Consider the following 21,680-nt stretch of genomic DNA (forward strand, 5'->3'; position numbering starts at 1 on the left):
CCCCGGCGCGGGACGCGGGCAACCCGGCGGCGCCGCCCGCACCGCCGGGTCGTCCTCACGGCCGCCTCAGCGGATGGGCATGCCCGACAGGGTGCGCGCGATCACCAGGCGCTGGATCTCGCTCGTGCCCTCGAAGATGGTGTAGATCGCGGCGTCGCGGTGCATCCGCTCCACCGGGTACTCGCGGGTGTAGCCGTTGCCGCCCAGGATCTGGATCGCCTGGGCGGTGACCTCCTTGGCGGTCTCGCTGGCGAACAGCTTGGACATCGAGCCCTCGGCGGCCGTGAAGGGCTTGCCGTTGACCGCCATCCAGGAGGCGCGCCAGACCAGCAGGCGGGCGGCGTCGATCCGGGTGCGCATGTCGGCGAGCTGAAAGGCGACGCCCTGGTTGTCGATGATCGGGCGGCCGAACTGCTCACGCGTCTGGGCGTACTCCAGGGCGACCTCGTACGCGGCGCGGGCGGTGCCGACCGCCATGGCGCCGACCGCCGGGCGGGACGCCTCGAAGGTGGCCATGGCGGCGTTCTTGACGCGCTCGCCGCCCTTCTTCGCCTTCTCCCGGGCGCGGGCGAGGCGCTCGTCCAGCTTCTCCTTGCCGCCGAGCAGGCAGGAGCCGGGGACCCGGACGTCCTCCAGGACGACCTCGGCGGTGTGCGAGGCGCGGATGCCGTGCTTCTTGAACTTCTGGCCCTGGGACAGGCCGGGGGTGCCCGGCGGGACGATGAAGGAGGCGTGGCCCTTGGAGCCGAGGTCCGGGTCGACGACCGCGACCACGACGTGGACGTTGGCGATGCCGCCGTTGGTCGCCCAGGTCTTGGTGCCGTTGATCACCCACTCGTCCTTGGCCTCGTCGTACACCGCGCGGGTGCGCAGGGAGGCCACGTCGGAGCCGGCGTCGGGCTCGGAGGAGCAGAACGCGGCGACCTTGACGTCGTGCGCGTCGCCGTACATCTGCGGGATCCAGGTGCCGATCTGCTCCTCGGTGCCGTTGGCGAGGACGCCCACGGCGGCGAGGCCGGTCCCGACGATCGACAGGGCGATGCCCGCGTCGCCCCAGAACAGCTCCTCCATCGTCATGGGGATGCCGAGACCGGTGGCGTCGAAGTACTGCTGGGCGTAGAAGTCCAGGGAGTAGATGCCGACCTTGGCCGCCTCCTGGATGACCGGCCAGGGAGTCTCCTCACGCTCGTCCCATTCGGCGGCCGCGGGGCGGATCACATCGGCGGCGAAGCCGTGCAGCCAGTCCCGGACCTCCTTCTGTTCGTCGTTGAGCTCCATGGTGAACTCGGCCATGTCCCCTCCAGCGGGCGGTGCACGTGCATGTTACTTGCGGTAACACGAGTCTGTTACCCGCTGGTAAGAAAAGTCAACTCCCCGGGACCGGTCGGCATCCCGTTCGATGCCCGGGGTGCCGTCAGTGTTAGTTTGCGCAGGCGTCACCGGAACAGCACGGGTGGGGAGATCTCATGGACACCACGCAGCGGACCGATCAGCAGCGGTCCGCCGACCGACGCCGGCGCGAGCTGCTGGAGGCCGCCGACCGGGTGGTGCTGCGCGACGGCCCGCAGGCCTCGATGAACGCGATCGCCGCCGAGGCCGGCATCACCAAGCCGATCCTCTACCGGCACTTCGGCGACAAGGGGGGACTCTACGCCGCCCTGGCCAAGCGGCACACCGACGCGTTGCTGGACTCGCTGCGGGCCGCCCTGGACGCCCCGGCCGACCGGCGCGAGCGGGTCGAGGCGACCCTGGACACCTACCTCTCGGCGATCGAGGCGCGCCCCCAGGTGTACCGCTTCCTGATGCACCCGGCGGAGGGGTCGCAGAGCGACCAGGGCTTCGACGTGGGCAAGCACTCGGCGCCGCTGCTGCGGCGGATGGGCGAGGAGCTGGCACAGGTCATCGAGGAGCGGCTGGACCTCGGGTCGGACAGCCAGCAGCTGGCCCGGGTGTGGGGACACGGCATCGTCGGCATGATGCACGCGGCCGGTGACTGGTGGCTCGGCGAACGTCCCTGCTCCCGCGCCGCGTTGGTGCGCAGCCTGGCCGACCTGCTCTGGGGGCGGCTGGCCGCGGCGGGCGACAGGGTGGGCGGCCCGGGGTTCTGACCGCTCCTCGCCCCCGACGTCCGCCCGGCGTCCCCTCAGCCCTCCCGGCCCTCCCGGTTCCAGGAGGCCCGCTTCACCTGGCGCATGAGCCTGCGGTGCCGCCACCCCGTCAGCCGGTCGGCGTAGAGACGGCCCTCCAGGTGGTCGCACTCGTGCTGCAGGCACCGGGCGAAGAAACCCGTGCCGTGGACGGTGACCGGTTCGCCGGTCACCGTGAAGCCCTCGACGACCGCGTGGTCGTGGCGCTCCGTCCCGGCCTCCAGTCCCGGCAGGGACAGACAGCCCTCGGGGCCGCGCACCACCACGCCGTCCGTCTCGACCAGCCGCGGGTTCACCACGTGGCCGAGGTGCCGGACGTCCTCGTCGTCCGGGCAGTCGTACACGAACACCCGCAGCGGCTCGCCGATCTGGTTGGCGGCCAGGCCCACCCCCCGGGCCGCGTACATCGTCGCGAACAAGTCCTCCACCAGCCGGGCCAGTTCGGGACCGAAGTCGGCGACCTCCCGGCAGGGTGCCCGCAGCACCGGGTCGCCGAGCAGGGTGAGGGGCCGCACACGTCCGTGGACGCCGGGGATGGAGCCGTGTCGCATGGCGGTCAGAGTACGGTCCTTCCTGCAACGCCCGTCTCACGAGGGTGCCGCGGTTCTGGAGTGCGAATGGATCTCGATAGGCTGACGTTCACACCACGTGGCCGTCAGGCACAGGCGCGGCGCGTACGCAAGGAGGATCGAGAACTGATGGCAGGCAACTCGGACCCGCTCACGCCGCGGGCCAAGCTGGCCGTGACCGCAGGTAAAGCGGTCGCGGCGGCATCACGCGCCGCAGGGCGCGGCAGCGGTTCGGTGATCGGCGGCCGGGTGGCGCTGAAACTCGACCCCGACCTCCTCGCCCGGCTCGCCCAGAGCCTGGACGTCGTGCTGGTCTCGGCGACCAACGGCAAGACCACCACCACCCGGCTCATCGCCGAGGCGCTGCGGGCCGCGGGACCGGTCGTCTCCAACGCGCTCGGCGCCAACATGCCGGCCGGCATCACCTCGGCGCTCGCCGGCGGCTCGGACGCGAAGTTCGGCGTCATCGAGGTCGACGAGAAGTACCTCGCCGGCGTCGCCCGGGACACCGCCCCGAAGTGCATCGCCCTGCTCAACCTCTCCCGCGACCAGCTCGACCGCGCCGCCGAGACCCGCATGCTCGCGGAGAACTGGCGCGAGGGCCTGGCCGGCTCCAAGGCCGTCGTCGTCGCCAACGCCGACGACCCGCTGGTGGTGTGGGCCGCGTCCTCCTCCCCCAACGTGATCTGGGTCGCCGCCGGGCAGATGTGGAAGGACGACGCCTGGTCCTGCCCGTCCTGCGGCGGTGTGATGCAGCGCCCGGGCGACGACTGGTTCTGCGGCGAGTGCGGCTTCCGCCGGCCGACCCCCAGCTGGGCCCTGTCCGGCGACCACGTGCTCGACCCGCACGGCTCCGCCTGGCCGATCCACCTCCAGCTTCCGGGCCGCGCCAACAAGGCCAACGCCGCGAGCTCCGCGGCCGTCGCCGCCGTCTTCGGGGTGCCGCCGCAGGTCGCCCTGGAGCGGATGTACCAGGTGCAGGCCGTGGCGGGCCGCTACGACGTCGTGCAGTTCCAGGGCCGGGACCTGCGGCTGCTGCTCGCCAAGAACCCCGCGGGCTGGCTGGAGACGTTCTCGCTGATCGACCCGCCGCCGACCCCGGTGATCCTGTCGGTGAACGCGCGCTCCGCCGACGGCACCGACACCTCCTGGCTGTGGGACGTCGACTACACCCGGCTGACCGGCCACCCGATCTGCGTCATCGGCGACCGGAAGCTGGACCTCGCGGTGCGCCTGGAGGTCGCTGACCAGCAGTTCCAGGTCTGCGAGGACATCGACCAGGCGGTCCAGCTGTGCCCGCCCGGCCGGATCGAGGTCATCGCCAACTACACCGCCTTCCAGGACCTGCGCCGCCGCGTCGGCAACTGACGCGGGCGACGCACTCACAAGGACAGTGACTTCATGAGCGACAACAGCCTGCGGGTCGTCTGGCTCTACCCCGACCTGCTCAGCACCTACGGCGACCAGGGCAACGTGCTCGTCGTGGAACGCCGGGCCCGGCAGCGCGGCCTGGACGTGGCCCGGCTCGACGTGCGCAGCGACCAGCCGATCCCGACCTCCGGCGACATCTACCTGATCGGCGGCGGCGAGGACCGTCCGCAGCGGCTGGCCGCCGAGCGGCTGCGCCGGGACGGCGGTCTGCACCGGGCGGTGGAGAACGGCGCGATCGTGTTCTCGGTGTGCGCCGGCTACCAGATCCTCGGCCACGAGTTCATCAACGACCTCGGCCAGCGCGAGCCCGGCCTCGGCCTGCTCGACGTGGTCTCGGTGCGCGGCGAGGGCGCCCGGTGCGTGGGCGACGTGCTGGCCGACATCGACCCGCGGCTCGGCCTGCCCCCGCTGACCGGCTTCGAGAACCACCAGGGCGTCACCCACCTGGGCCCCACGGCCCGCCCCTTCGCCCAGGTGCGCTTCGGCAACGGCAACGGCACGGGGGACGGCACGGAGGGCGCGTACAACGACACCGTGTTCGGCACCTACATGCACGGCCCCGTGCTGGCCCGCAACCCGCAGATCGCGGACCTGATGCTGAAGCTGGCGCTCGACGTCAACGCCCTGCCGCCGACCGACGACCGCTGGTACGAGGCACTGCGGGGCGAGCGCATCGCGGCGGCTCAGCAGTCCGCGTGAAGGCCCGTCTGACGACTGCTCCGCACAGGTGAGCGGGGTCGTCCAGCAGGCGGACGCTCGATGTGGCCCCGCCCCCCGATGCCGCTAGGGTGGCGGGGATCGAGCCGGACAGCGCGGTCCGGTCCCGGCCCACATCGAGAAGGTTGTTTCGGGCTATGCGCATTGGTGTCCTCACGTCCGGCGGCGACTGCCCCGGCCTGAACGCCGTCATCCGGTCCGTCGTGCACCGCGCCGTCGTCGACCACGGCGACGAGGTCATCGGTTTCCGGGACGGGTGGAAGGGCCTGCTGGAATGCGACTACCTCAAGCTCGACCTCGACGCGGTGGGCGGCATCCTCGCCCTCGGCGGCACCATCCTCGGCTCCTCCCGGGTCCGCCCCGAGCACCTGCGGGACGGTGTGGAACGGGCCAAGGGGCACGTCCGGGAGCTCGGGCTCGACGCGATCATCCCGATCGGCGGTGAGGGCACGCTGAAGGCGGCCCGGCTGCTGTCGGACAACGGCCTGCCGATAGTCGGTGTGCCGAAGACCATCGACAACGACATCGCCGTCACCGACGTCACCTTCGGCTTCGACACGGCCGTCGGCGTGGCGACCGAGGCCCTGGACCGGCTGAAGACCACCGCCGAGTCCCACCAGCGCGTGCTGATCGTGGAGGTCATGGGCCGTCACACCGGCTGGATCGCGCTGCACTCCGGCATGGCGGCCGGCGCCCACGCCGTCGTCGTGCCCGAACGGCCCTTCGACATCGAGGAGCTGACCGCGAAGGTCGGCGAGCGGTTCGCGGCCGGCAAGCGGTTCGCGATCGTGGTGGCCGCCGAGGGCGCCAAGCCGAAGGCCGGGACGATGGACTTCGACGAGGGCGGCAAGGACGTCTACGGCCACGAGCGGTTCGCCGGGATCGCGCGGCAGCTCTCGGCGGAGCTGGAGGCGCGGCTCGGCAAGGAAGCCCGTCCGGTGATCCTCGGCCACGTCCAGCGCGGCGGCACGCCGACCGCCTACGACAGGGTGCTGGCCACGCGGTTCGGCTGGCACGCGGTGGAGGCCGTGCACCGGGGCGAGTTCGGGATGATGACCGCGCTGCGCGGCACCGACATCGTCACGGTGTCGCTGGCCGAGGCCGTCGAGACGCTGAAGACGGTGCCCGAGGAGCGTTACGCCGAGGCGGAGTGTGTCCTGTAGCACTCGAACGGGCCAACCCCGCCCCCGGTCGCAGCCGCGACCGGGGGCGGTTCTAGTCTGGTGCGGACAGACAGCGCACAACCACCACGAATCAGGAGCCGGCGGATGGATCACAGCGGGCACGGCATGACCATGGATCTGCCGCCGTTCACGCTGGGGCGAGGACTCGCCTGGTCGGCGGACCCGTTCTTCCTCATCGCCTGCCTGCTCGGGCTGGCCCTGTACGGCTGGGGCGTGGTGCGCCTCGTCCGGCGCGGGGACAAGTGGCCGGTGGGGCGGACGGTGGCGTTCGTCACCGGCGTGCTCAGCATCGGGCTGGTGATGTGCACCGCACTGAACGACTACGGCATGGTCATGTTCAGCGTGCACATGGTGCAGCACATGGTGATCAGCATGGTGTCACCGATCCTGATCCTGCTCGGCGCCCCGATCACCCTGGCGCTGCGCGCGCTGCCGACGGCCGGGCGGGGCCGCAAGGGGCCGCGCGAGCTGCTGCTGATGCTGCTGCACAGCCGCTACATGCGGGTCATCACCCACCCGGTGTTCACCATCCCGATGTTCATCGCGAGCCTGTACGCGCTGTACTTCACCCCGATCTTCGACTTCCTGATGGGTTCGCAGATCGGGCACATCGCGATGATGGTGCACTTCCTCGCCGTCGGCCTGATCTTCTTCTGGCCGATCATGGGCGTGGACCCGGGCCCGCACCGTCCGGGACACCTCATGCGGATGCTGGAGCTGTTCGCGGGCATGCCGTTCCACGCCTTCTTCGGCATCGCGCTGATGATGGCGTCCTCCCCGATGGTCACGACCTTCGAGAACCCGCCCGCCTCGCTCGGGATCGAGGCGCTGTCCGACCAGAACGCGGCCGGCGGCATCGCCTGGGCGTTCAGCGAGGTCCCGTCCGTCCTGGTGCTGATCGCGCTGCTGTTCCAGTGGTACGCCTCGGACCAGCGGCAGGCCAAGCGCGAGGACCGCGCCGCCGACCGTGACGGGGACAAGGAACTCGAGGCGTACAACGCCTATCTGGCCTCACTGCACGCACGCGGAAACTGAATTCACCCCTCCCCCGGCCCCCTTGAACGGGCAATTTCCTTCAGTAGCGTGAAGTGTCCGGGGGAAACCGCCGGGGGGAGCGGTGATGGCACTGCGCGCGTTCCTGCACGGGGCGGGGAAAACGGCGATGCGAAGGATCGCCGTCCTGCCGTTGATTCGTCCGGTCGCCGGTGGGCGTGATTCGGCCACACCTTTGTTCGAGGCCGGAGCGGTCGCCGCGGGGGTCGCCTCCCGGGCACCGTTCTTCGACGGGCACAGCGGGCTCGGACGGGACGCCGGCGTGCGGTCGCGGCCCGCCCGCGGCGGCTCGCGGCGGGGAAACACACCTGGTCGGTACGGGGGCACCGGGCGGCGGGCGATCCGCGACGCCGGGCGGCTGGAACGGTGTCTCACCGCGCCGCGCGACGGCCGCCCGACACGGGCACGGGCGACGGCGCCCGGTCTTCGCACCGGCGGGACACCGGAATGCCTCGACCGGCCCACCCCCGTCCTCCCGCGCCACGACACCCTGGGGGAGAAACACGACCACGAAAAGGGAAAGGCTGTTCCCTTTTCCGCGCCGCTCCGGGCGGGAATCGCGATTCCGGTCGACGCGCGGGGACTTCCCGAGGTGAAGTGCTCGTGCGGAAATACCGCTGCGGCCCTTCGAGGGGGACGAACGCGGGATTTCCGTCGCGTTCGAGGACGGGACCGAGGAGTGGAGGGGCCACGGCCCTTCCGAGCCGTGGTGGTACGGCCCGCGCCCGGCAACCGGAGTGGATCTCCCCCGTCGACGTCGGCGATCCGGCCCCGGACATCGGCGCACCCGCCTCCACCGGCCCCCCCGCGGGGACCCCCGCCGGAGCCGACGCCGCGGCCGCCACCGCCCAGCGCCCCGCGAACCGGGAGTTCATCGGATGCCTTCAGGATCACCCACGTCCGGAGTCGGCCGGGTCATCGCCGGACGCTACCTGCTGCTGCGCCGGCTGGGCGGCGGCGGCATGGGGCACGTCTGGCTCGCCCACGACCAGGGACTCGCGTGCGAGGTCGCCCTCAAGGAGATCGTGTTCCACGATCCGGCCGAGTCCGGCCGGGAGCGCGAGGCCCGGGTGGCCCGGGCCCGCGCGGAGGCCCGGCACGCGGCGGGCCTGCGCGGTCACCCGCACGTGGTGACCGTGCACGACGTGCTGGAGCACGAAGGGCTGCCGTGGATCGTCATGGAGTACGTCGCGGGCGCCGTCGACCTGCGGGAACTGGTCGCCCGGGGCGGCCGGCTCGCCCCGGCCGAGTGCGCCCGGATCGGGCTGGCCGTGCTGGACGCGCTGACCGCCGGGCACGAGCGGGGCGTGATGCACCGGGACGTGAAACCGGCGAACATCCTGCTCGCGCCGGACCGCACCGGCCTGCCCCACGGGCGGGTGCTGCTCACCGACTACGGCATCTCCGTCCAGCCGGACACCGGTGAGACGCGGTACACCCTGGCGTCCGCCCTGGTCGGCACGGCGGGTTACCTGGCGCCGGAGCGGGTCACCGGAGGCCCGCCCACCCCCGCGGCCGACCTGTTCTCGCTCGGCTGCACGCTCTACCACGGCGTGGAGGGCCGCAGCCCGTTCGCGCGGGAGTCGCCGCTGGCCTCGATCACCGCGGTCGTCATGGAGGAACCGCGCCCACCGGTGCGGGCGGGCGCGCTGGCGCCGGTGCTGCGGGGGCTGCTCACGAAGGACCCGGACCGGCGGACGACGGCGCGGGCGGTGGCGGCGGAGCTGGCGCGCATCGTGACCCCGCAGTCGGAGGCGTACGCGTGGACGCAGACGGACCCCGGGTCGCCCTCGCCCTGGGAGGCCCCGGCCCGGCCCGCGGCCGGAGGGGCCGGTTCCGCCACCGGGGCCCGCCGGCGCCCCCGCCCGCACGCGCTGCGGGCCGTCCTCGCCGGTGGGCTCGGCCTGGTGCTGGCCCTGGGCGGTGCCTGGTACGCGCTGGCCGACCGGACGGACGGCAGCGGCGGGGCCGCGGTGCCGTACGGCGAGGCCGTCGGGCTGGCGGAACCCCTGCGGGAGGGCGACTGCGTGCTGGCCGACTGGCCCGGCGGCACCCGGTTCACCGGCGTCCCGCGGCTCGCCCTGGATCCGACCTGCGCGGACCAGGCTCCCGACGGACAGGTCATGGCGTTCGTCGCGGCCGCCTCGGACGAGGAGGCGCGGGAGCGGGGGCCGGCCCGGTGCGAGGAGCGGACGCGGGAGATCCGCGACAGGCTGGCCGACGTCCGCAGCGTCGCCGTCGTCCCGGCCCCGCAGGGGTTCGAGGCGGCCGGGCGGCGTACCGCCTGTCTGGTGCTGGGGGCGCACGGACCGGTGTACGGGCCGCTCGGGGAGCGGCGCCGGTTCGGGGCGGCGTTCGCCGACACCGCGACGATGCAGCGGCGGGACTGCCTGGACGCGCGCTCCCACCGGGAGGCCCGGCTGGTGCCCTGCGGCGGCCGCTACGACGAGCAGGTGCTCGGGTTCACGCGGCTGGGCGCGGACGTCACGCTCGCCGAGGCCCGCACCGGGTCGGACACCGCGTGCGCACGCGAGGTGCCGCCGCGTGACTACGGCTTCGACCCGTCCGTCCACGAAGCCGGGTCCTGGACCAGCGAGGGGTCCTGGAAGTCCGGCGCCCATGTCGTCGTGTGCACCGTAAAGAAACGGAACGGGGGCACCATGGAGGGAACCGAATGAGGAGGGTGTCGCGATGCCCGGTTCCACGAACGGTTCCAGTTCGACGAAGACCATGGGGGTGCTCACCGTCGGCGGGCTGGTCGCCGTGACGGCCTACACGGTGGCGCTCGGCAGCAACGGCTGGTTGTGGTTCGCCTGGGTGGTCCTGGGCCTGATCACCCTCGGCATGGTCGCCACGCGCAGCGCCTGAGGGACACCTGCGGCGGGCCGGTCTCACTTCGGAGTGAGCCGGCCCGCCGAGTGCACCCCCGGCTGGTACTTCGGCAGCCGGACGGTGATCTTCATGCCCGCGCCCACGGCCGTCTCGATGACGAGGCCGTAGTCGTCGCCGTAGACCTGGCGGAGCCGGTCGTCGACGTTGGACAGCCCGATGCCGCCCGTGGGACTCACCTCGCGGGCGAGGATGCGGCGCAGCAGGCCGGGGTCCATTCCGGCGCCGTCGTCCTCGATGACGACGAGGGCCTCGGCGCCCGCGTCCTGCGCGGTGATCTGGATGTGGCACTGGTCGGACTTGCCCTCCAGGCCGTGCTTGACGGCGTTCTCGACCAGGGGCTGGAGGCAGAGGAAGGGCAGCGCGACCGGCAGTACCTCGGGGGCGATCTGCAGGGTGACGGAGAGGCGGTCGCCGAAGCGTGCCCGGACCAGCGCCAGGTAGTGGTCGATGGCGTGGAGTTCGTCGGCGAGGGTGGTGAAGTCGCCGTGCCGGCGGAACGAGTAGCGGGTGAAGTCGGCGAACTCCAGCAGCAGCTCACGGGCCCGCTCGGGGTCGGTGCGCACGAACGAGGCGATCACGGCGAGCGAGTTGAAGATGAAGTGCGGGGATATCTGCGCGCGCAGGGCCCGGATCTCGGCCTCGATGAGGCGGGTGCGGGACTGGTCGAGGTCGGCCAGTTCGAGCTGCACGGAGACCCAGCGGGCGACCTCCCCGGCGGCCCGCACCAGGACCGCGGACTCGCGGGGCGCGCAGGCGACGAGCGCGCCGTGCACCCGGTCGTCGACGGTGAGCGGGGCGACGACGGCCCAGCGCACCGTGCAGTCGGGGGTGTCGCAGGTGAGCGGGAAGGCCTCGCCGCGGCCGCTGTCGAGGGGGCCGGCCAGACGCTCCATGATCTCGGTGCGGTGGTGCGCGCCGACGCCGTCCCAGACGAGGACCCGGTCGCGGTCGGTGAGGCACAGCGCGTCCGTGCCCAGCAGGGAGCGCAGCTTGCGGGCGGCCTTGCGGGCGGTCTCCTCCGTCAGACCGGCCCGCAGCGGGGGCGTGGCCAGGGAGGCGGTGTGCAGGGTCTCGAAGGTCGCGTGCTCGACGGGGGTGCCGAGTCCGGCGAGGCTGGCGGGCCGGGCGGTGCGCCGGCCCAGCCAGAAGCCGGCCGCCAGCAGGGGCAGGACGGCGACCAGCAGCCCGGCGAGGAAGCCGCTCATGCGGACACCTCCGAGCGGAGTTCCTCCGGCAGGTGGAACCGGGCCAGCACCGCTGCCGTGCCGGGCGGCACCCGGCCGGGGGTGGCCAGGGACACCAGGACCATGGTGAGGAAGCCCAGCGGCACCGACCACAGGGCCGGCCAGGCGAGGAGGGCGTGCCAGGGCCCCTCGCCCGGGTAGCCGGCCATGGTCGCGGCGACGGCGAGGAAGGCGGACCCGCCGCCCACCAGCATCCCGGCGGCGGCGCCGGGCGGGGTGAGCCGGCGCCACCAGATGCCGAGGACGAGGAGCGGGCAGAAGGACGAGGCCGACACCGCGAAGGCGAGCCCGACGGCGTCGGCCACCGGCAGTCCGCCGACCAGGATGCTCCCCCCCAGCGGGACGGCCATGGCGAGCACCGTGCCGAGCCGGAAGTGCCTCACGCCCCGCGAGGGGAGGACGTCCTGGGTGAGCACGCCGGCCACGGCCATGGTCAGCCCGGACGCCGTGGACAGGAACGCGGCGAAGGCGCCCCCGGCGACCAGCGCGCCGAGCAGGTCGCCGCCCGCTCCCCCGATCACCCGGTCGGGCAGCAGGAGCACGGCGGCGTCGGCGTTCCCGGTGAGCGTGAGTTCGGGCGCGTACAGGCGGCCCAGCGCGCCGTAGACCGGGGGCAGGAGGTAGAAGGCGCCGATGAGGCCGAGCACCGCGACGGTGGTGCGGCGGGCGGCGACGCCGTGCGGGCTGGTGTAGAAGCGGACCACGACGTGCGGCAGGCCCATGGTGCCGAGGAAGGTGGCCAGGATCAGCCCGTACGTGGCGTACAGCGGGCGTTCCTCGCGGGACTCGGCCCGGGAGGGCGACAGGGCGTCGTCGACGCCGCGTCCGGCGGCGGGGACCTCGGTGCCCTCGGCGAAGGTCAGGCGGGTGCCGCCGTCGATGTGGTGGGTGCCGGCGGGCAGCCGGAGTTCGGTGCCGCGGTGGGCGCGGCCGTCGACCGTGCCGTGCACCGTCACGGTCAGCGGTTCCTCCAGCCTCAGGTCGAGGCCGTCCTCGACCCGGACGACCCGCTGCTCGCGGAAGGCGGCCGGTTCGTCGAAGGCGTGGCTGGGCGCTCCGTCGCGCTGCCAGGCGAGGACCAGGAAGAGGGCGGGGACGAGCAGGGCGGTGAGTTTGAGCCAGTACTGGAAGGCCTGCACGAAGGTGATGCTGCGCATGCCGCCCGCGGCGACGATCGCGGTCACCACCACGGCGACGATCACCCCGCCGAGCCAGTCGGGCGCGCCGGTGAGGACGGCGGTCAGGGTGAGTCCCGCGCCCTGCAGTTGGGGCAGCAGGTACAGCCAGCCGACGCCGACGACGAAGGCGCCCGCGAGCCGCCGTACCGCCTGGGAGGCGAGCCGGGCCTCGGCGAAGTCGGGCAGGGTGTACGCGCCGGAGCGGCGCAGCGGGGCGGCGACGAACAGCAGCAGGACCAGGTAGCCGGCGGTGTAGCCGACCGGGTACCAGAGCATGTCCGGGCCCTGGACCAGGACGAGTCCCGCGATGCCCAGGAAGGAGGCGGCGGAGAGGTACTCGCCGCTGATCGCGGCCGCGTTGAGCCGGGGGCCGACGGTGCGGGAGGCGACGTAGAAGTCGGAGGTGGTGCGGGAGATGCGCAGGCCGAAGGCGCCGACGAGGACGGTGGCCAGGACGACGAGGGCGACGGCGGGCACGGCGTAGCCGGAGTTCACGGTTCGGAAGGTCCCGTCGTCTCAGCGGTCCTCGACGAGCCGCACGAAGTCGCGTTCGTTGCGTTCGGCGCGGCGCACGTACCAGCGGGCGAGCAGCACCAGCGGTGGGTACAGCCCGAAGCCGAGGACCGCCCACTCCAGGCGGCGGGCGTCCGGGGCGACGGCGAAGACCAGCGGGAGCGGGCCGACGAGCAGGGCGAGGACGGCGAACACGGTGAGGCCGGCCCGCAGTTGGATGCGCATCAGGGACCGCACGTAGGTGTGGCCGAGGGTGGTCTGCTCGTCGATCTCGGTGCGCGGGCGGTAGTAGCCGAAGGCACGGCCGGCGCGGCGGGGCGGGCCGGTGACGACCACGCGGCGTTCGGTCGGGTCCTGGGGCATGCGGGCTCTCCCCTAACTCGTGGTCCGGCGCATCAGCAGGTCGCGCAGTTCGCGGGCGTGCCGCCGGCTGACCTGGAGTTCCTCGGTGCCGATCAGGACGCTCACGGTGCCCGCGTCGAGCCGGAGTTCGCCGATGTGGCGCAGGGCGACCAGGTGGCGGCGGTGGATGCGGACGAAGCCGCGGGCGCGCCAGCGCTCCTCCAGGGTGGACAGCGGGATGCGGACGAGGTGGCTTCCCCGGGCGGTGTGCAGGCGGGCGTAGTCGCCCTGGGCCTCGACGTGGGTGATGTCGTCGACCGCGACGAAGCGGGTCACGCCGCCGAGTTCCACGGGTATGTGGTCGGGGTCGGGTTCGTGCACGGGGATGCGCGGGGCGGTGCCCCGCCGGGCGGCGGCGCGCAGTTCGTCGACGCGGCGGACCGCCTCGGCCAGCCGTTCCTTGCGGACCGGTTTGAGCACGTAGTCCACGGCCTTGAGGTCGAAGGCCTGGACGGCGAAGTCCTCGTGGGCGGTGACGAACACGACGAGCGGCGGCCGGGCGAACCCGGTGAGCAGCCGGGCGAGGTCGAGCCCGTCGAGGCCGGGCATCTGGATGTCGAGGAAGACCACGTCGATGGCCTCGGGGCCGTCGGGCCCCGAGGCCAGGGCCCGGTTGATGCGGCGCAGCGCCTCGGTCGCGTCTCCGGCGCCCTCGGCACTGCCGATGCGGGGGTCCGCGTTGAGCAGGTACAGCAGTTCCTCCAGCGAGGGACGTTCGTCGTCGACGGCGAGGGCACGCAGCATGAGGCTGGAGTGTAGGGGGCATTCCCGCGTCCGGGCACGTGCCGGACGCGGCCGTCACCGCCGGTTCCGGTGACCGGTCGCCGTCCTGGACGGCGACCGGTCGCCGCTGGATACAGTTCCGGCATGACCAGCAGGCCCGCGCCGTTCGACGAACTCGACCGGAAGATCGTCACCGCGCTGATGGCGAACGCCAGGACGTCCTTCGCCGAGATCGGTACGGCCGTCGGGCTGTCGTCGACGGCGGTCAAGCGCCGGGTGGACCGGCTGCGCGAGACCGGGGTGATCACCGGTTTCACGGCGACCGTGCGGCCGTCCGCGCTGGGCTGGCGCACGGAGGCGTACGTCGAGGTGTACTGCGAGGGCGCGGCGCCGCCCCGGCGGCTGGCGGAGGTGGTGCGCAACCATCCGGAGATCGCCGCGGCGATGACGGTGACCGGTGGGGCGGACGCGCTGCTGCACGTGCGGGCGCGAGACGTGGAGCACTTCGAGGAGGTCCTGGAGCGCATCCGCCAGGAGCCGTTCATCCGCAAGACGATCAGCGTGATGGTGCTGTCCCACCTGCTCCCGGACAGTCCTGAGGCGGGCGTCAGCCAGCCCGCCCCGGAAGGCGCAGCAGACGTGCGCTGAATGGCGGAAACGCGCAGTGATCCTGCGCGAGCACGCAGCTCCCGTTCCTTGTCGCCCGTCAGGCTCGGTTCCTACCGTGGAGACACCCCCCTGTCGGCACCGCGTGGAAGCGGAGGGACCCCTCTGTGCCCGACTCCCGTGTGGCGCGCCGGCGGCGCTATCTCGTCTGCGAACCCAGACACTTCGCCGTGCGGTACGCGATCAACCCCTGGATGCACCCCGACCGTCCCGTCGACGTCCTCCTCGCCCAGCGGCAGTGGCGGACACTGGTCGACGCCTACCGCGACCACGGCCATACCGTGGAGACCGTGGAACCGGAGCCCGGCCTGCCCGACATGGTGTTCGCCGCGAACGCGGCGGTCATCGTCGAGGGCCGGGTCTTCGGCTCCCTGTTCCTGGCGCCCGAGCGGCGCCCGGAGTCCGTCCCGTACGAGGCCTGGTTCAAGGCCGAGGGGTACGAGGTCCACCACCCCGGGTCGGTCTGCGAGGGCGAGGGCGACCTGGTGCCCGCCGGGCGCTGGATCCTCGCCGGCACCGGGTTCCGCACCACCCGTGAGGCGCACCGCGAGGTGCAGGAGTTCTTCGGGGTGCCCGTGATCGGCCTGACGCTCGTGGACCCGTACTTCTACCACCTGGACACGGCGCTGTTCGTGCTGGACGAGGAGAACATCGCGTACTACCCGGAGGCGTTCTCGCCGGGGAGCCGCGAGGTGCTCGCCCGGCTGTACCCGGACGCGGTGGTCGCGACCCGTGAGGACGCGGCGGCGTTCGGGCTGAACTCCGTGTCCGACGGCCGCCATGTGTTCATCTCGCCGGGGGCCACGGCGCTCGCCTCCCGGCTCGCCGACCGCGGCTACGTCCCCGTTCCCGTCGACCTGTCCGAGTTCCACAAGGCGGGCGGCGGCATCAAGTGCTGCACTCAGGAGATCCGCTCATGACCTCGTCCGTCGTCACGCGTTCGTCCGCCGAGCTGATCGGCGCGGAGGAACCGGTCCTCGCGCACAACTACCACCCGCTGCCCGTGGTCGTCTCCCGCGCGGAGGGCGCGTGGGTGGAGGACGTGGAGGGCCGGCGCTACCTCGACATGCTGGCCGGTTACTCGGCGCTCAACTTCGGCCACCGCCATCCCGCGCTGGTCGAGGCGGCGCACCGCCAGCTGGACCGGCTCACGCTGACCTCGCGCGCGTTCCACAACGACCGGCTCGCCGAGTTCGCCGAGCGGCTGGCCGCGCTGACCGGCCTGGACATGGTGCTGCCCATGAACACCGGCGCGGAGGCGGTGGAGAGCGGTGTCAAGGTGGCCCGCAAGTGGGCCTACGACGTGAAGGGCGTCCCGGCCGACCGGGCGACGATCGTGGTGGCGGCGGACAACTTCCACGGCCGTACCACGACGATCGTGAGCTTCTCGACGGACGAGGTGGCGCGCGCCGGTTTCGGCCCCTTCACCCCGGGCTTCCGGGTCGTCCCCTACAACGACCTGGCGGCGATGGAGGCCGCGGTCGACGAGACGACCGCCGCGGTGCTGATCGAGCCGGTCCAGGGCGAGGCGGGCGTCGTCGTCCCGGACGACGGCTATCTGGCGGGCGTGCGGGAGCTGACGCGCCGCGCGGGGTGCCTGTTCGTGGCGGACGAGATCCAGTCGGGGCTGGGCCGCACGGGCCGGACGCTCGCCGTGGAGCACGAGTCGGTCGTCCCGGACGTGGTCCTGCTCGGCAAGGCGCTGGGCGGCGGCATCGTCCCGGTGTCGGCGGTGGTCGCCCGGCGCGAGGTGCTCCAGGTGCTCCACCCCGGGGAGCACGGGTCGACCTTCGGCGGCAACCCGCTGGCCGCGGCGGTCGGCACGGCCGTGGTGGAGCTGCTGGAGACGGGTGAGTTCCAGCGCCGGGCGGCGGAGCTGGGCGTGGTCCTGCGCGAGGGCCTGGAGGCGCTGGTCGGCAAGGGGGTCGTCGGTTTCCGCTCCCGCGGTCTGTGGGCGGGCGTCGACGTGGACCCGGCCCTCGGCACGGGCCGCGAGGTGAGCGAGCGCCTCATGCACGAGGGCGTCCTCGTCAAGGACACCCACGGTTCCACCATCCGTCTGGCCCCGCCGCTGACGATCACGGCGGACGAGCTCCGGGGGGCCCTGGAGACCGTGGAGAAGGTCCTGGGCCGACGGGACTGAACCGGCGCGGTACGGGGACGGGCCGGTCCGCGGGGCCGCCCCCGTACCGCGCCCCCGCCGTGGCGGGGCGGCCCCGCGCCCCCGCGCACGGTGACCCCGTCGGCCCGGCGGGGTCACCGGGACGTCCGCCCCGCCACCCGGGAAGCCCCCTTCGCGGTCAAGGGTGAAGATGGGGACAAAGGTGGTAGACCACTCTCAGCGACAGAGAGGTCGGCCGTGGGCGGACACAAGGAGCAGGACGTTGCCCGGCAGGGGTTCGATGTGGCCGACGCCGTTCCCCTGCTGCTCGATCCGCGGGGCGTGGTGTCGGGCTGGACCGGTCAGGCCGAGCGGCTGCTGGGGCACTCCGCGCCCGAGGCGGTGGGCCGGAAGTTCGCCGAGCTGCTGACCCCGGAGGACGCCGAGCGGGTGCCGGACCTGGTCGAGCGGTGCCGGGAGGACGGTGGCTGGGCGGGGCTGATGACGGCCGTGCGCCGGGACGGTCGGCCGGTCGCGCTCATGGTCCGGGTCACCCCGACCGTGGAACCGCGGGGCCGTTCGCCGCTGCTGGTGCTGCTGTCGGAGCTGGCCGGCTCCCCCGGCTGGGACATGAGCCGTGCGGTGCTGGAGCAGATGGTCGCCGGATCGCCGATCGGCATCGCGATCGTGGACACGGATCTGCGCTTCGTGTGGTCCAACGCCGCACTGGAGCGGTTCGGCGGCGGTCCGGCCGAGCGGCGCCCGGGGCTGCGGCTCGCGGACGTCCAGCCGGGCATGGAGACCGAGGCCATCGAGGCGCAGATGCGGCACGTGCTGGAGACCGGCGAACGCGTGGTCGACCACGTGCACACCGGCCGCGTCCGCTCGGCCCCGCTGCGCGACACCGCGCACCTGATGTCGTTCACCCGGCTCGACGACGAGCAGGGCCGCCCGGCGGGCGTGTACTACACCGTCGTGGACGTCACCGGATGGCAGCGCGCCCGGCAGCGTCTCGCCCTGCTCGACCGGGCCGGTGAGCGCATCGGCCGCACCCTGGACATCATGGGCACCGCGCAGGAACTGGCCGACGTCGCCGTGCCGGGGCTCGCCGAGTTCGTCGTCGTCGACCTGCTGGAGACGGTGCTGCGGGGCGCCGAGCTGCCGCCCGGACCGCTCGCCGGGACCGAGCGGGTGCCGCTGCTGCGCGCGGGTCACCGGTCGCTGTACGAGGACCTGCCGCGCACGGTCGTGGAGACCGGCGAGGTGGTGGCCTACCTGGCCGACTCGCCGCCGGTCCGCTGTCTGGCCACGGGCCGGTCCTGGCGTCAGGAGCAGCTCGATCCGCTCGCCACGGGGTGGCTCGCGGGGACCCCGGGCGGTCACGAGCCCACCTTCCTGGAGCTGGGCCTGCAGAGCGCGATGCTCGTGCCGATCCGGGCCCGGGGCGTCACCCTGGGCCTCACCGGGTTCTTCCGGCGCCGCCGCGAGCACCCCTTCGACGCGGACGACCTGAGCCTGGCCGAGGACCTCGTCTCCCGTGCCGCCGTCTGCGTGGACAACGCCCGGCGCTACACCCGCGAGCGGGACGCCGCGCTCGTGCTGCAGCGCAGCCTGCTCCCGCGCAGTCTGCCCGAGCAGGACGCCGTCGAGGTGGCCGCGTGCTACCGCCCGGCCGACGAGCTGACCGGTCTGGGCGGCGACTGGTACGACCTCATCCCGCTGTCCGGCGCCCGCGTCGCGCTCGTCGTCGGCGAGGTGCCCGGGCACGGCATCGACGCCGCCGCGGCCATGGGCCGGCTGCGGACCGCGGTGCGGACCCTGGCCGCGCTGGACCTGCCGCCGGAGGAGGTGCTCGCCCACCTCGACGACCTGATGGACCGGCCGGCGCGGGACGGTGGTGACGCACCGGGGGCCGAGGGCTCGGAGGGCCGGGGGGCCGGCTGCCTGTACGTGGTCTACGACCCGGTGGACGGCCGGTGCACGATGTCCGCCGCCGGGCACCCCGCGCCCGCCGTGGTGGCACCCGACGGCACGGTCACCTTCGTGGAGCTCTCCCAGGGCCCGGCGCTCGGCGTGGGCGGTCCGCCGTTCGAGTCGGTGCGGCTGTCCCTGGCCGAGGGCAGCACGCTCGTCCTGCACACCGACGGTCTGCTGACCCCCGGGGAGCCCGCGTCCGCCGACACCGCCCGGGAGCGGTTGCGCCGGGTGCTGGAGGAGACCACGGACTCGCTCGAGTCGAGCTGCCGCGCCGTGGTGGACGCGCTGGTGCCGACCCGTCCGTACGACGACGTGGCCCTGCTGCTGGCCCGTACCCAACGCCTCGCCCCCGAACGAGTGGCGGTCTGGGCCCTGCCGGCGGATCCGGCCGTGGTGGCCGAGGCCCGCGGGTCCGCCGTCCGGCAGCTGTCCCGGTGGGGGCTGGACGAGCTGGCCTTCGCCACCGAGCTGGTCGTCAGCGAACTCGTCACCAACGCCATCCGGCACGCCGGCGGCCCCGTCCGGCTCCGGCTGATCCGCGAGCGCTCACTGGTGTGCGAGGTGTTCGACGGCGGTGTGACGACGCCCCACGTGCGGCATCCCCGTGCGATGGACGAGGGCGGACGCGGGCTGCTGCTGGTCTCCCAGATCGCCCGGCGGTGGGGCACCCGGTTCGTCCCCGAAGGGAAGATCATCTGGGCCGAGCAGTCACTGGACGCGCCGGACCTGTGAGGTTCCGGCGCCGCCCCGGGGAAGGAGCGGACGACTCGCGCGACACGCCCCCGTGCGGGAGGACCAACGGGTTTCCGGAGGCGAGGCGACGGCCATGGCGCAGACGTCGATCGATTACGCGGCGGTCTACCAGGCCCTGCCCGGCATGGTGGCGCCGCTGACCCCCGATCTGGTGTTCGCGGACGTCGACGAGGCGTACGCCCGCGGGGTCGGGCGCTCGCGCGGGGAGCTGGTGGGCCGCCACCTGTTCGACGTCTTCCCGGCCAAGACGTCTTCCCGGCCAACCCGAACGCCCCGGACTCCACGGGCGCGCGCAACCTCCAGGCCTCGCTGCTCCGGGTCCTGGCCACCGGCGAGCGCGACACCATGCCCCTGCAGCACTACGACGTCGAGAACCCCGAGCGGTCCGGGGCGTGGGAGGAGCGGTACCGGAGCCCGGTGAACACACCGGCGCTCGGCCCCGACGGGAGGGCCGAGCTGATCGTGCACCGGGTGGAGGAGGTCACCGAGCTGGTCCGGGCCCGCGGCCACGCGGGCGACGGCCAGGGCCGGATGCCGGAGGCCGAGCTGTACTCGCGCGCCCGCGAGCTCCAGGAGCTCAACAACCGGCTGCGCCGGGCGCACGCGCGGGAGCGGGAGGTCGCCCCGGCGCTGCAGGAGTCGATGCTGCCCGCCCACCGGCAGGTCGGCGGCCACCGGGCCGCCGTGCGGTACCGGCCCGCGGTGGGGGCGCTCAACGTCTGCGGGGACTGGTACGACCTGGTCGACCTGGTGGACGGGCACCGCGTCGGCGTGTCCGTGGGCGACGTGGTCGGGCACGGTCTGGAGGCGGCCGGTGTCATGGGCCGGCTGCGCAGCGCGCTCACGGCCGCCTCCCGGGTGGCGGACGGCCCCGCCCGGGCGCTCGACGTGGTGGGGCTCTACGCCCACGTGGTGGACGGCGCCGAGTCCGCGACCGCGGTGACGACGTTCATCGACTTCGACCGGCACACGATCACCTGCAGCAGCGCCGGTCATCCCCCTCCGGTGCTGGCCCACCGCGACGGTCGCGTGGAGTTCCCCGACCGGGCGACCGATCCGCCGCTGGACGCCGGCCCGGTCCCGGGCCCGAGGCCGGAGGCGGCGACCGCGTTCACGCCGGGGGCGACCGTGGTGCTCCACACCGACGGTCTGATCGAACGGCGCGGGGAGGACATCGACACCGGACTGCTCCGTCTGGCCGAGGCGCTGCGGCGCCCTCGGACACAGGAGCCCGAGGCGCTCGCGGGCATCGTGCTCCGAGAGCTCCTCCCGCCCGGCGGCGCCACCGACGACACGGCGCTGATCCTCGTACGGCTGTGACACCGGGGGACGCCCCGTCGCCGCCCGCCCCGGCGGGGACGGCGCCCGGGCCTGCTCAGGCCCCCGTGCGCTCCTGGTCGAGGCGGCGCACCCGGTCCACGTTCCGCCGGTCCTCCGCGTCGTCGCTGGGCGCACCGGCGAACCAGGCGTCGAGGATCTCCTTCAGCAGCGGCTCCGACGTCAGCCGCAGGCTGAGCGCCAGCACGTTGGCGTCGTTCCAGCGGCGCGCGCCGTCCGCCGTGGTCGCGTCCGTGCACAGGGCGGCCCGGACGCCCGGCACCTTGTTCGCGGCGATCGAGGCGCCCGTGCCGGTCCAGCAGCACACCACCGCCTGGTCCGCCGTCCCGGCGGCGACCTCGCGGGCCGCCGCCTCGGAGCAGACCGCCCACTGCGGGTCGTCCCCGTGGCTCAGGGCGCCGTGCGCGCGCACGTCGTGACCGCGCTCGCGCAGCTCGGCGAGGAGGGCACGGGCCACGGGTTCGTCCATGTCGGAGGAGACGGAGATGCGCATGCTCCGGAGCCTACTCGGCCGGACGGCCCGGGGAACCTCGCAGGGGGCGCTCCCGGTCCGGTGCGATCCGGTCACGCCCGCCGATCGGGTTGTCGCCGGCCGGTGAGCGGCAGCAGGCTGGGGGCGGTGGTCCTCCCCGGTCGCGCCGGCCCCTTCCGGCCCGGCCGCCGACGGGTGTCCGGCCGTCCGGTGCGGTTGCGTCCGGTTGCGTCGCACGTGGTGCCGGGCGGACCCGCCCGGACCTAGACTGGCCCCCGCCCACGGCGTGCCGGTCGACCTGCTGGAACGCGGCGGCCCCG

The 21,680-nt window shown here is 73.6% G+C and carries 18 protein-coding genes and 2 pseudogenes; 13 read left to right on the forward strand and 7 right to left on the reverse strand.

What is annotated here, in order from left to right; genetic code table 11:
• Positions 1-66 precede the first annotated feature (66 nt).
• The gene (locus CP969_RS07170) at positions 67-1,293 is read right to left on the reverse strand and encodes an acyl-CoA dehydrogenase family protein (protein ID WP_004991171.1); all 1,227 of its coding nucleotides are present in this window, start codon (positions 1,291-1,293) and stop codon (positions 67-69) included.
• 173 nt (positions 1,294-1,466) lie between these two features.
• Between CP969_RS07170 and CP969_RS07175 the strand changes: the two genes are divergently transcribed.
• Positions 1,467-2,108 carry a TetR/AcrR family transcriptional regulator gene (locus tag CP969_RS07175; protein WP_016827283.1) on the forward strand — a complete coding sequence of 214 codons (642 nt, stop codon included), beginning with the start codon at positions 1,467-1,469 and terminating at the stop codon, positions 2,106-2,108.
• A 35-nt stretch (positions 2,109-2,143) separates the two neighbouring features.
• Here the strand turns inward: CP969_RS07175 and def are convergent, their stop codons facing one another.
• Positions 2,144-2,698: a peptide deformylase gene (gene def, locus CP969_RS07180; protein WP_016827282.1), complete on the reverse strand. Its 555-nt coding sequence runs from the start codon at positions 2,696-2,698 to the stop codon at positions 2,144-2,146.
• Between the two features lie 147 nt (positions 2,699-2,845).
• Between def and CP969_RS07185 the strand changes: the two genes are divergently transcribed.
• From CP969_RS07185 to CP969_RS07215, 7 genes and pseudogenes are all read left to right on the forward strand, one after another.
• Positions 2,846-4,084 carry a MurT ligase domain-containing protein gene (locus tag CP969_RS07185; protein ID WP_004991164.1) on the forward strand — a complete coding sequence of 413 codons (1,239 nt, stop codon included), beginning with the start codon at positions 2,846-2,848 and terminating at the stop codon, positions 4,082-4,084.
• 33 nt (positions 4,085-4,117) lie between these two features.
• Positions 4,118-4,846, forward strand: a complete 729-nt coding sequence (locus CP969_RS07190; protein ID WP_004991163.1) for a type 1 glutamine amidotransferase — start codon at positions 4,118-4,120, stop codon at positions 4,844-4,846.
• A gap of 155 nt (positions 4,847-5,001) precedes the next feature.
• A complete protein-coding gene (locus tag CP969_RS07195) occupies positions 5,002-6,027 on the forward strand; it encodes a 6-phosphofructokinase (RefSeq protein ID WP_016827281.1) in 1,026 nt (341 codons plus the stop codon).
• 105 nt (positions 6,028-6,132) lie between these two features.
• Positions 6,133-7,083 carry a cytochrome c oxidase assembly protein gene (locus CP969_RS07200; protein ID WP_004991161.1) on the forward strand — a complete coding sequence of 317 codons (951 nt, stop codon included), beginning with the start codon at positions 6,133-6,135 and terminating at the stop codon, positions 7,081-7,083.
• 127 nt (positions 7,084-7,210) lie between these two features.
• A pseudogene (locus CP969_RS34590) lies at positions 7,211-7,813 on the forward strand (DUF6777 domain-containing protein); the annotation flags it as partial.
• A 166-nt stretch (positions 7,814-7,979) separates the two neighbouring features.
• The gene (locus tag CP969_RS07210; RefSeq protein ID WP_150474905.1) at positions 7,980-9,779 is read left to right on the forward strand and encodes a protein kinase domain-containing protein; all 1,800 of its coding nucleotides are present in this window, start codon (positions 7,980-7,982) and stop codon (positions 9,777-9,779) included.
• 13 nt (positions 9,780-9,792) lie between these two features.
• On the forward strand, positions 9,793-9,969 hold the full coding sequence (locus tag CP969_RS07215) for a hypothetical protein (protein ID WP_004991159.1): 177 nt from the start codon (positions 9,793-9,795) through the stop codon (positions 9,967-9,969).
• A gap of 23 nt (positions 9,970-9,992) precedes the next feature.
• On the opposite strand, the gene CP969_RS07220 is transcribed toward CP969_RS07215, so the two are convergent.
• From CP969_RS07220 to CP969_RS07235, 4 genes are read right to left on the reverse strand one after another with little or no spacing between them, the layout of a single operon-like run.
• Positions 9,993-11,198 carry a sensor histidine kinase gene (locus CP969_RS07220; protein WP_016827277.1) on the reverse strand — a complete coding sequence of 402 codons (1,206 nt, stop codon included), beginning with the start codon at positions 11,196-11,198 and terminating at the stop codon, positions 9,993-9,995.
• Positions 11,195-12,910, reverse strand: coding sequence for a sodium/solute symporter (locus tag CP969_RS07225; RefSeq protein ID WP_016827276.1), 1,716 nt, complete (start codon positions 12,908-12,910; stop codon positions 11,195-11,197). The genes CP969_RS07220 and CP969_RS07225 overlap by 4 nt, the downstream gene beginning before the upstream one ends.
• A gap of 21 nt (positions 12,911-12,931) precedes the next feature.
• On the reverse strand, positions 12,932-13,291 hold the full coding sequence (locus CP969_RS07230) for a hypothetical protein (protein WP_016827275.1): 360 nt from the start codon (positions 13,289-13,291) through the stop codon (positions 12,932-12,934).
• Positions 13,292-13,303: 12 nt separating this feature from the next.
• On the reverse strand, positions 13,304-14,074 hold the full coding sequence (locus CP969_RS07235) for a LytR/AlgR family response regulator transcription factor (RefSeq protein ID WP_004991134.1): 771 nt from the start codon (positions 14,072-14,074) through the stop codon (positions 13,304-13,306).
• Between the two features lie 123 nt (positions 14,075-14,197).
• Here CP969_RS07235 and CP969_RS07240 point away from each other — a divergent pair, with 123 nt between their 5' ends.
• The 5 genes and pseudogenes from CP969_RS07240 to CP969_RS07260 all read left to right on the forward strand — a co-directional run bounded on the left by CP969_RS07240 (position 14,198) and on the right by CP969_RS07260 (position 20,870).
• Positions 14,198-14,701, forward strand: coding sequence for an Lrp/AsnC family transcriptional regulator (locus CP969_RS07240; RefSeq protein WP_004991130.1), 504 nt, complete (start codon positions 14,198-14,200; stop codon positions 14,699-14,701).
• A 125-nt stretch (positions 14,702-14,826) separates the two neighbouring features.
• On the forward strand, positions 14,827-15,639 hold the full coding sequence (ddaH, locus tag CP969_RS07245; protein ID WP_016827274.1) for a dimethylargininase: 813 nt from the start codon (positions 14,827-14,829) through the stop codon (positions 15,637-15,639).
• A complete protein-coding gene (gene rocD / locus CP969_RS07250; RefSeq protein WP_016827273.1) occupies positions 15,636-16,862 on the forward strand; it encodes an ornithine--oxo-acid transaminase in 1,227 nt (408 codons plus the stop codon). The genes ddaH and rocD overlap by 4 nt, the downstream gene beginning before the upstream one ends.
• A gap of 216 nt (positions 16,863-17,078) precedes the next feature.
• Entirely contained in the window at positions 17,079-19,529 is a 2,451-nt protein-coding gene (locus CP969_RS07255) for a SpoIIE family protein phosphatase (RefSeq protein ID WP_026085358.1), read from the forward strand.
• A 94-nt stretch (positions 19,530-19,623) separates the two neighbouring features.
• Positions 19,624-20,870: pseudogene (locus CP969_RS07260) on the forward strand (PP2C family protein-serine/threonine phosphatase).
• Between the two features lie 55 nt (positions 20,871-20,925).
• Here the strand turns inward: CP969_RS07260 and CP969_RS07265 are convergent.
• A complete protein-coding gene (locus CP969_RS07265) occupies positions 20,926-21,381 on the reverse strand; it encodes an RpiB/LacA/LacB family sugar-phosphate isomerase (protein ID WP_016827270.1) in 456 nt (151 codons plus the stop codon).
• Positions 21,382-21,680: the final 299 nt, after the last annotated feature.

Source organism: Streptomyces viridosporus T7A (assembly GCF_008704515.1).
GTDB lineage: Bacteria > Actinomycetota > Actinomycetes > Streptomycetales > Streptomycetaceae > Streptomyces > Streptomyces viridosporus.

Excerpts from the sequence above, each read along its gene's own strand:
- CP969_RS07210 (WP_150474905.1), top strand. The coding sequence starts at position 7,980 with ATGCCTTCAGGATCACCCACGTCCGGAGTCGGCCGGGTCATCGCCGGA.
- rocD (WP_016827273.1), top strand. The coding sequence starts at position 15,636 with ATGACCTCGTCCGTCGTCACGCGTTCGTCCGCCGAGCTGATCGGCGCG.
- CP969_RS07265 (WP_016827270.1), bottom strand. The coding sequence starts at position 21,381 with ATGCGCATCTCCGTCTCCTCCGACATGGACGAACCCGTGGCCCGTGCC.
- CP969_RS07175 (WP_016827283.1), top strand. The coding sequence starts at position 1,467 with ATGGACACCACGCAGCGGACCGATCAGCAGCGGTCCGCCGACCGACGC.
- CP969_RS07200 (WP_004991161.1), top strand. The coding sequence starts at position 6,133 with ATGGATCACAGCGGGCACGGCATGACCATGGATCTGCCGCCGTTCACG.
- CP969_RS07190 (WP_004991163.1), top strand. The coding sequence starts at position 4,118 with ATGAGCGACAACAGCCTGCGGGTCGTCTGGCTCTACCCCGACCTGCTC.
- CP969_RS07230 (WP_016827275.1), bottom strand. The coding sequence starts at position 13,291 with ATGCCCCAGGACCCGACCGAACGCCGCGTGGTCGTCACCGGCCCGCCC.
- CP969_RS07215 (WP_004991159.1), top strand. The coding sequence starts at position 9,793 with ATGCCCGGTTCCACGAACGGTTCCAGTTCGACGAAGACCATGGGGGTG.
- CP969_RS07235 (WP_004991134.1), bottom strand. The coding sequence starts at position 14,074 with ATGCTGCGTGCCCTCGCCGTCGACGACGAACGTCCCTCGCTGGAGGAA.
- CP969_RS07170 (WP_004991171.1), bottom strand. The coding sequence starts at position 1,293 with ATGGCCGAGTTCACCATGGAGCTCAACGACGAACAGAAGGAGGTCCGG.
- CP969_RS07195 (WP_016827281.1), top strand. The coding sequence starts at position 5,002 with ATGCGCATTGGTGTCCTCACGTCCGGCGGCGACTGCCCCGGCCTGAAC.
- def (WP_016827282.1), bottom strand. The coding sequence starts at position 2,698 with ATGCGACACGGCTCCATCCCCGGCGTCCACGGACGTGTGCGGCCCCTC.
- CP969_RS07185 (WP_004991164.1), top strand. The coding sequence starts at position 2,846 with ATGGCAGGCAACTCGGACCCGCTCACGCCGCGGGCCAAGCTGGCCGTG.
- CP969_RS07220 (WP_016827277.1), bottom strand. The coding sequence starts at position 11,198 with ATGAGCGGCTTCCTCGCCGGGCTGCTGGTCGCCGTCCTGCCCCTGCTG.
- CP969_RS07240 (WP_004991130.1), top strand. The coding sequence starts at position 14,198 with ATGACCAGCAGGCCCGCGCCGTTCGACGAACTCGACCGGAAGATCGTC.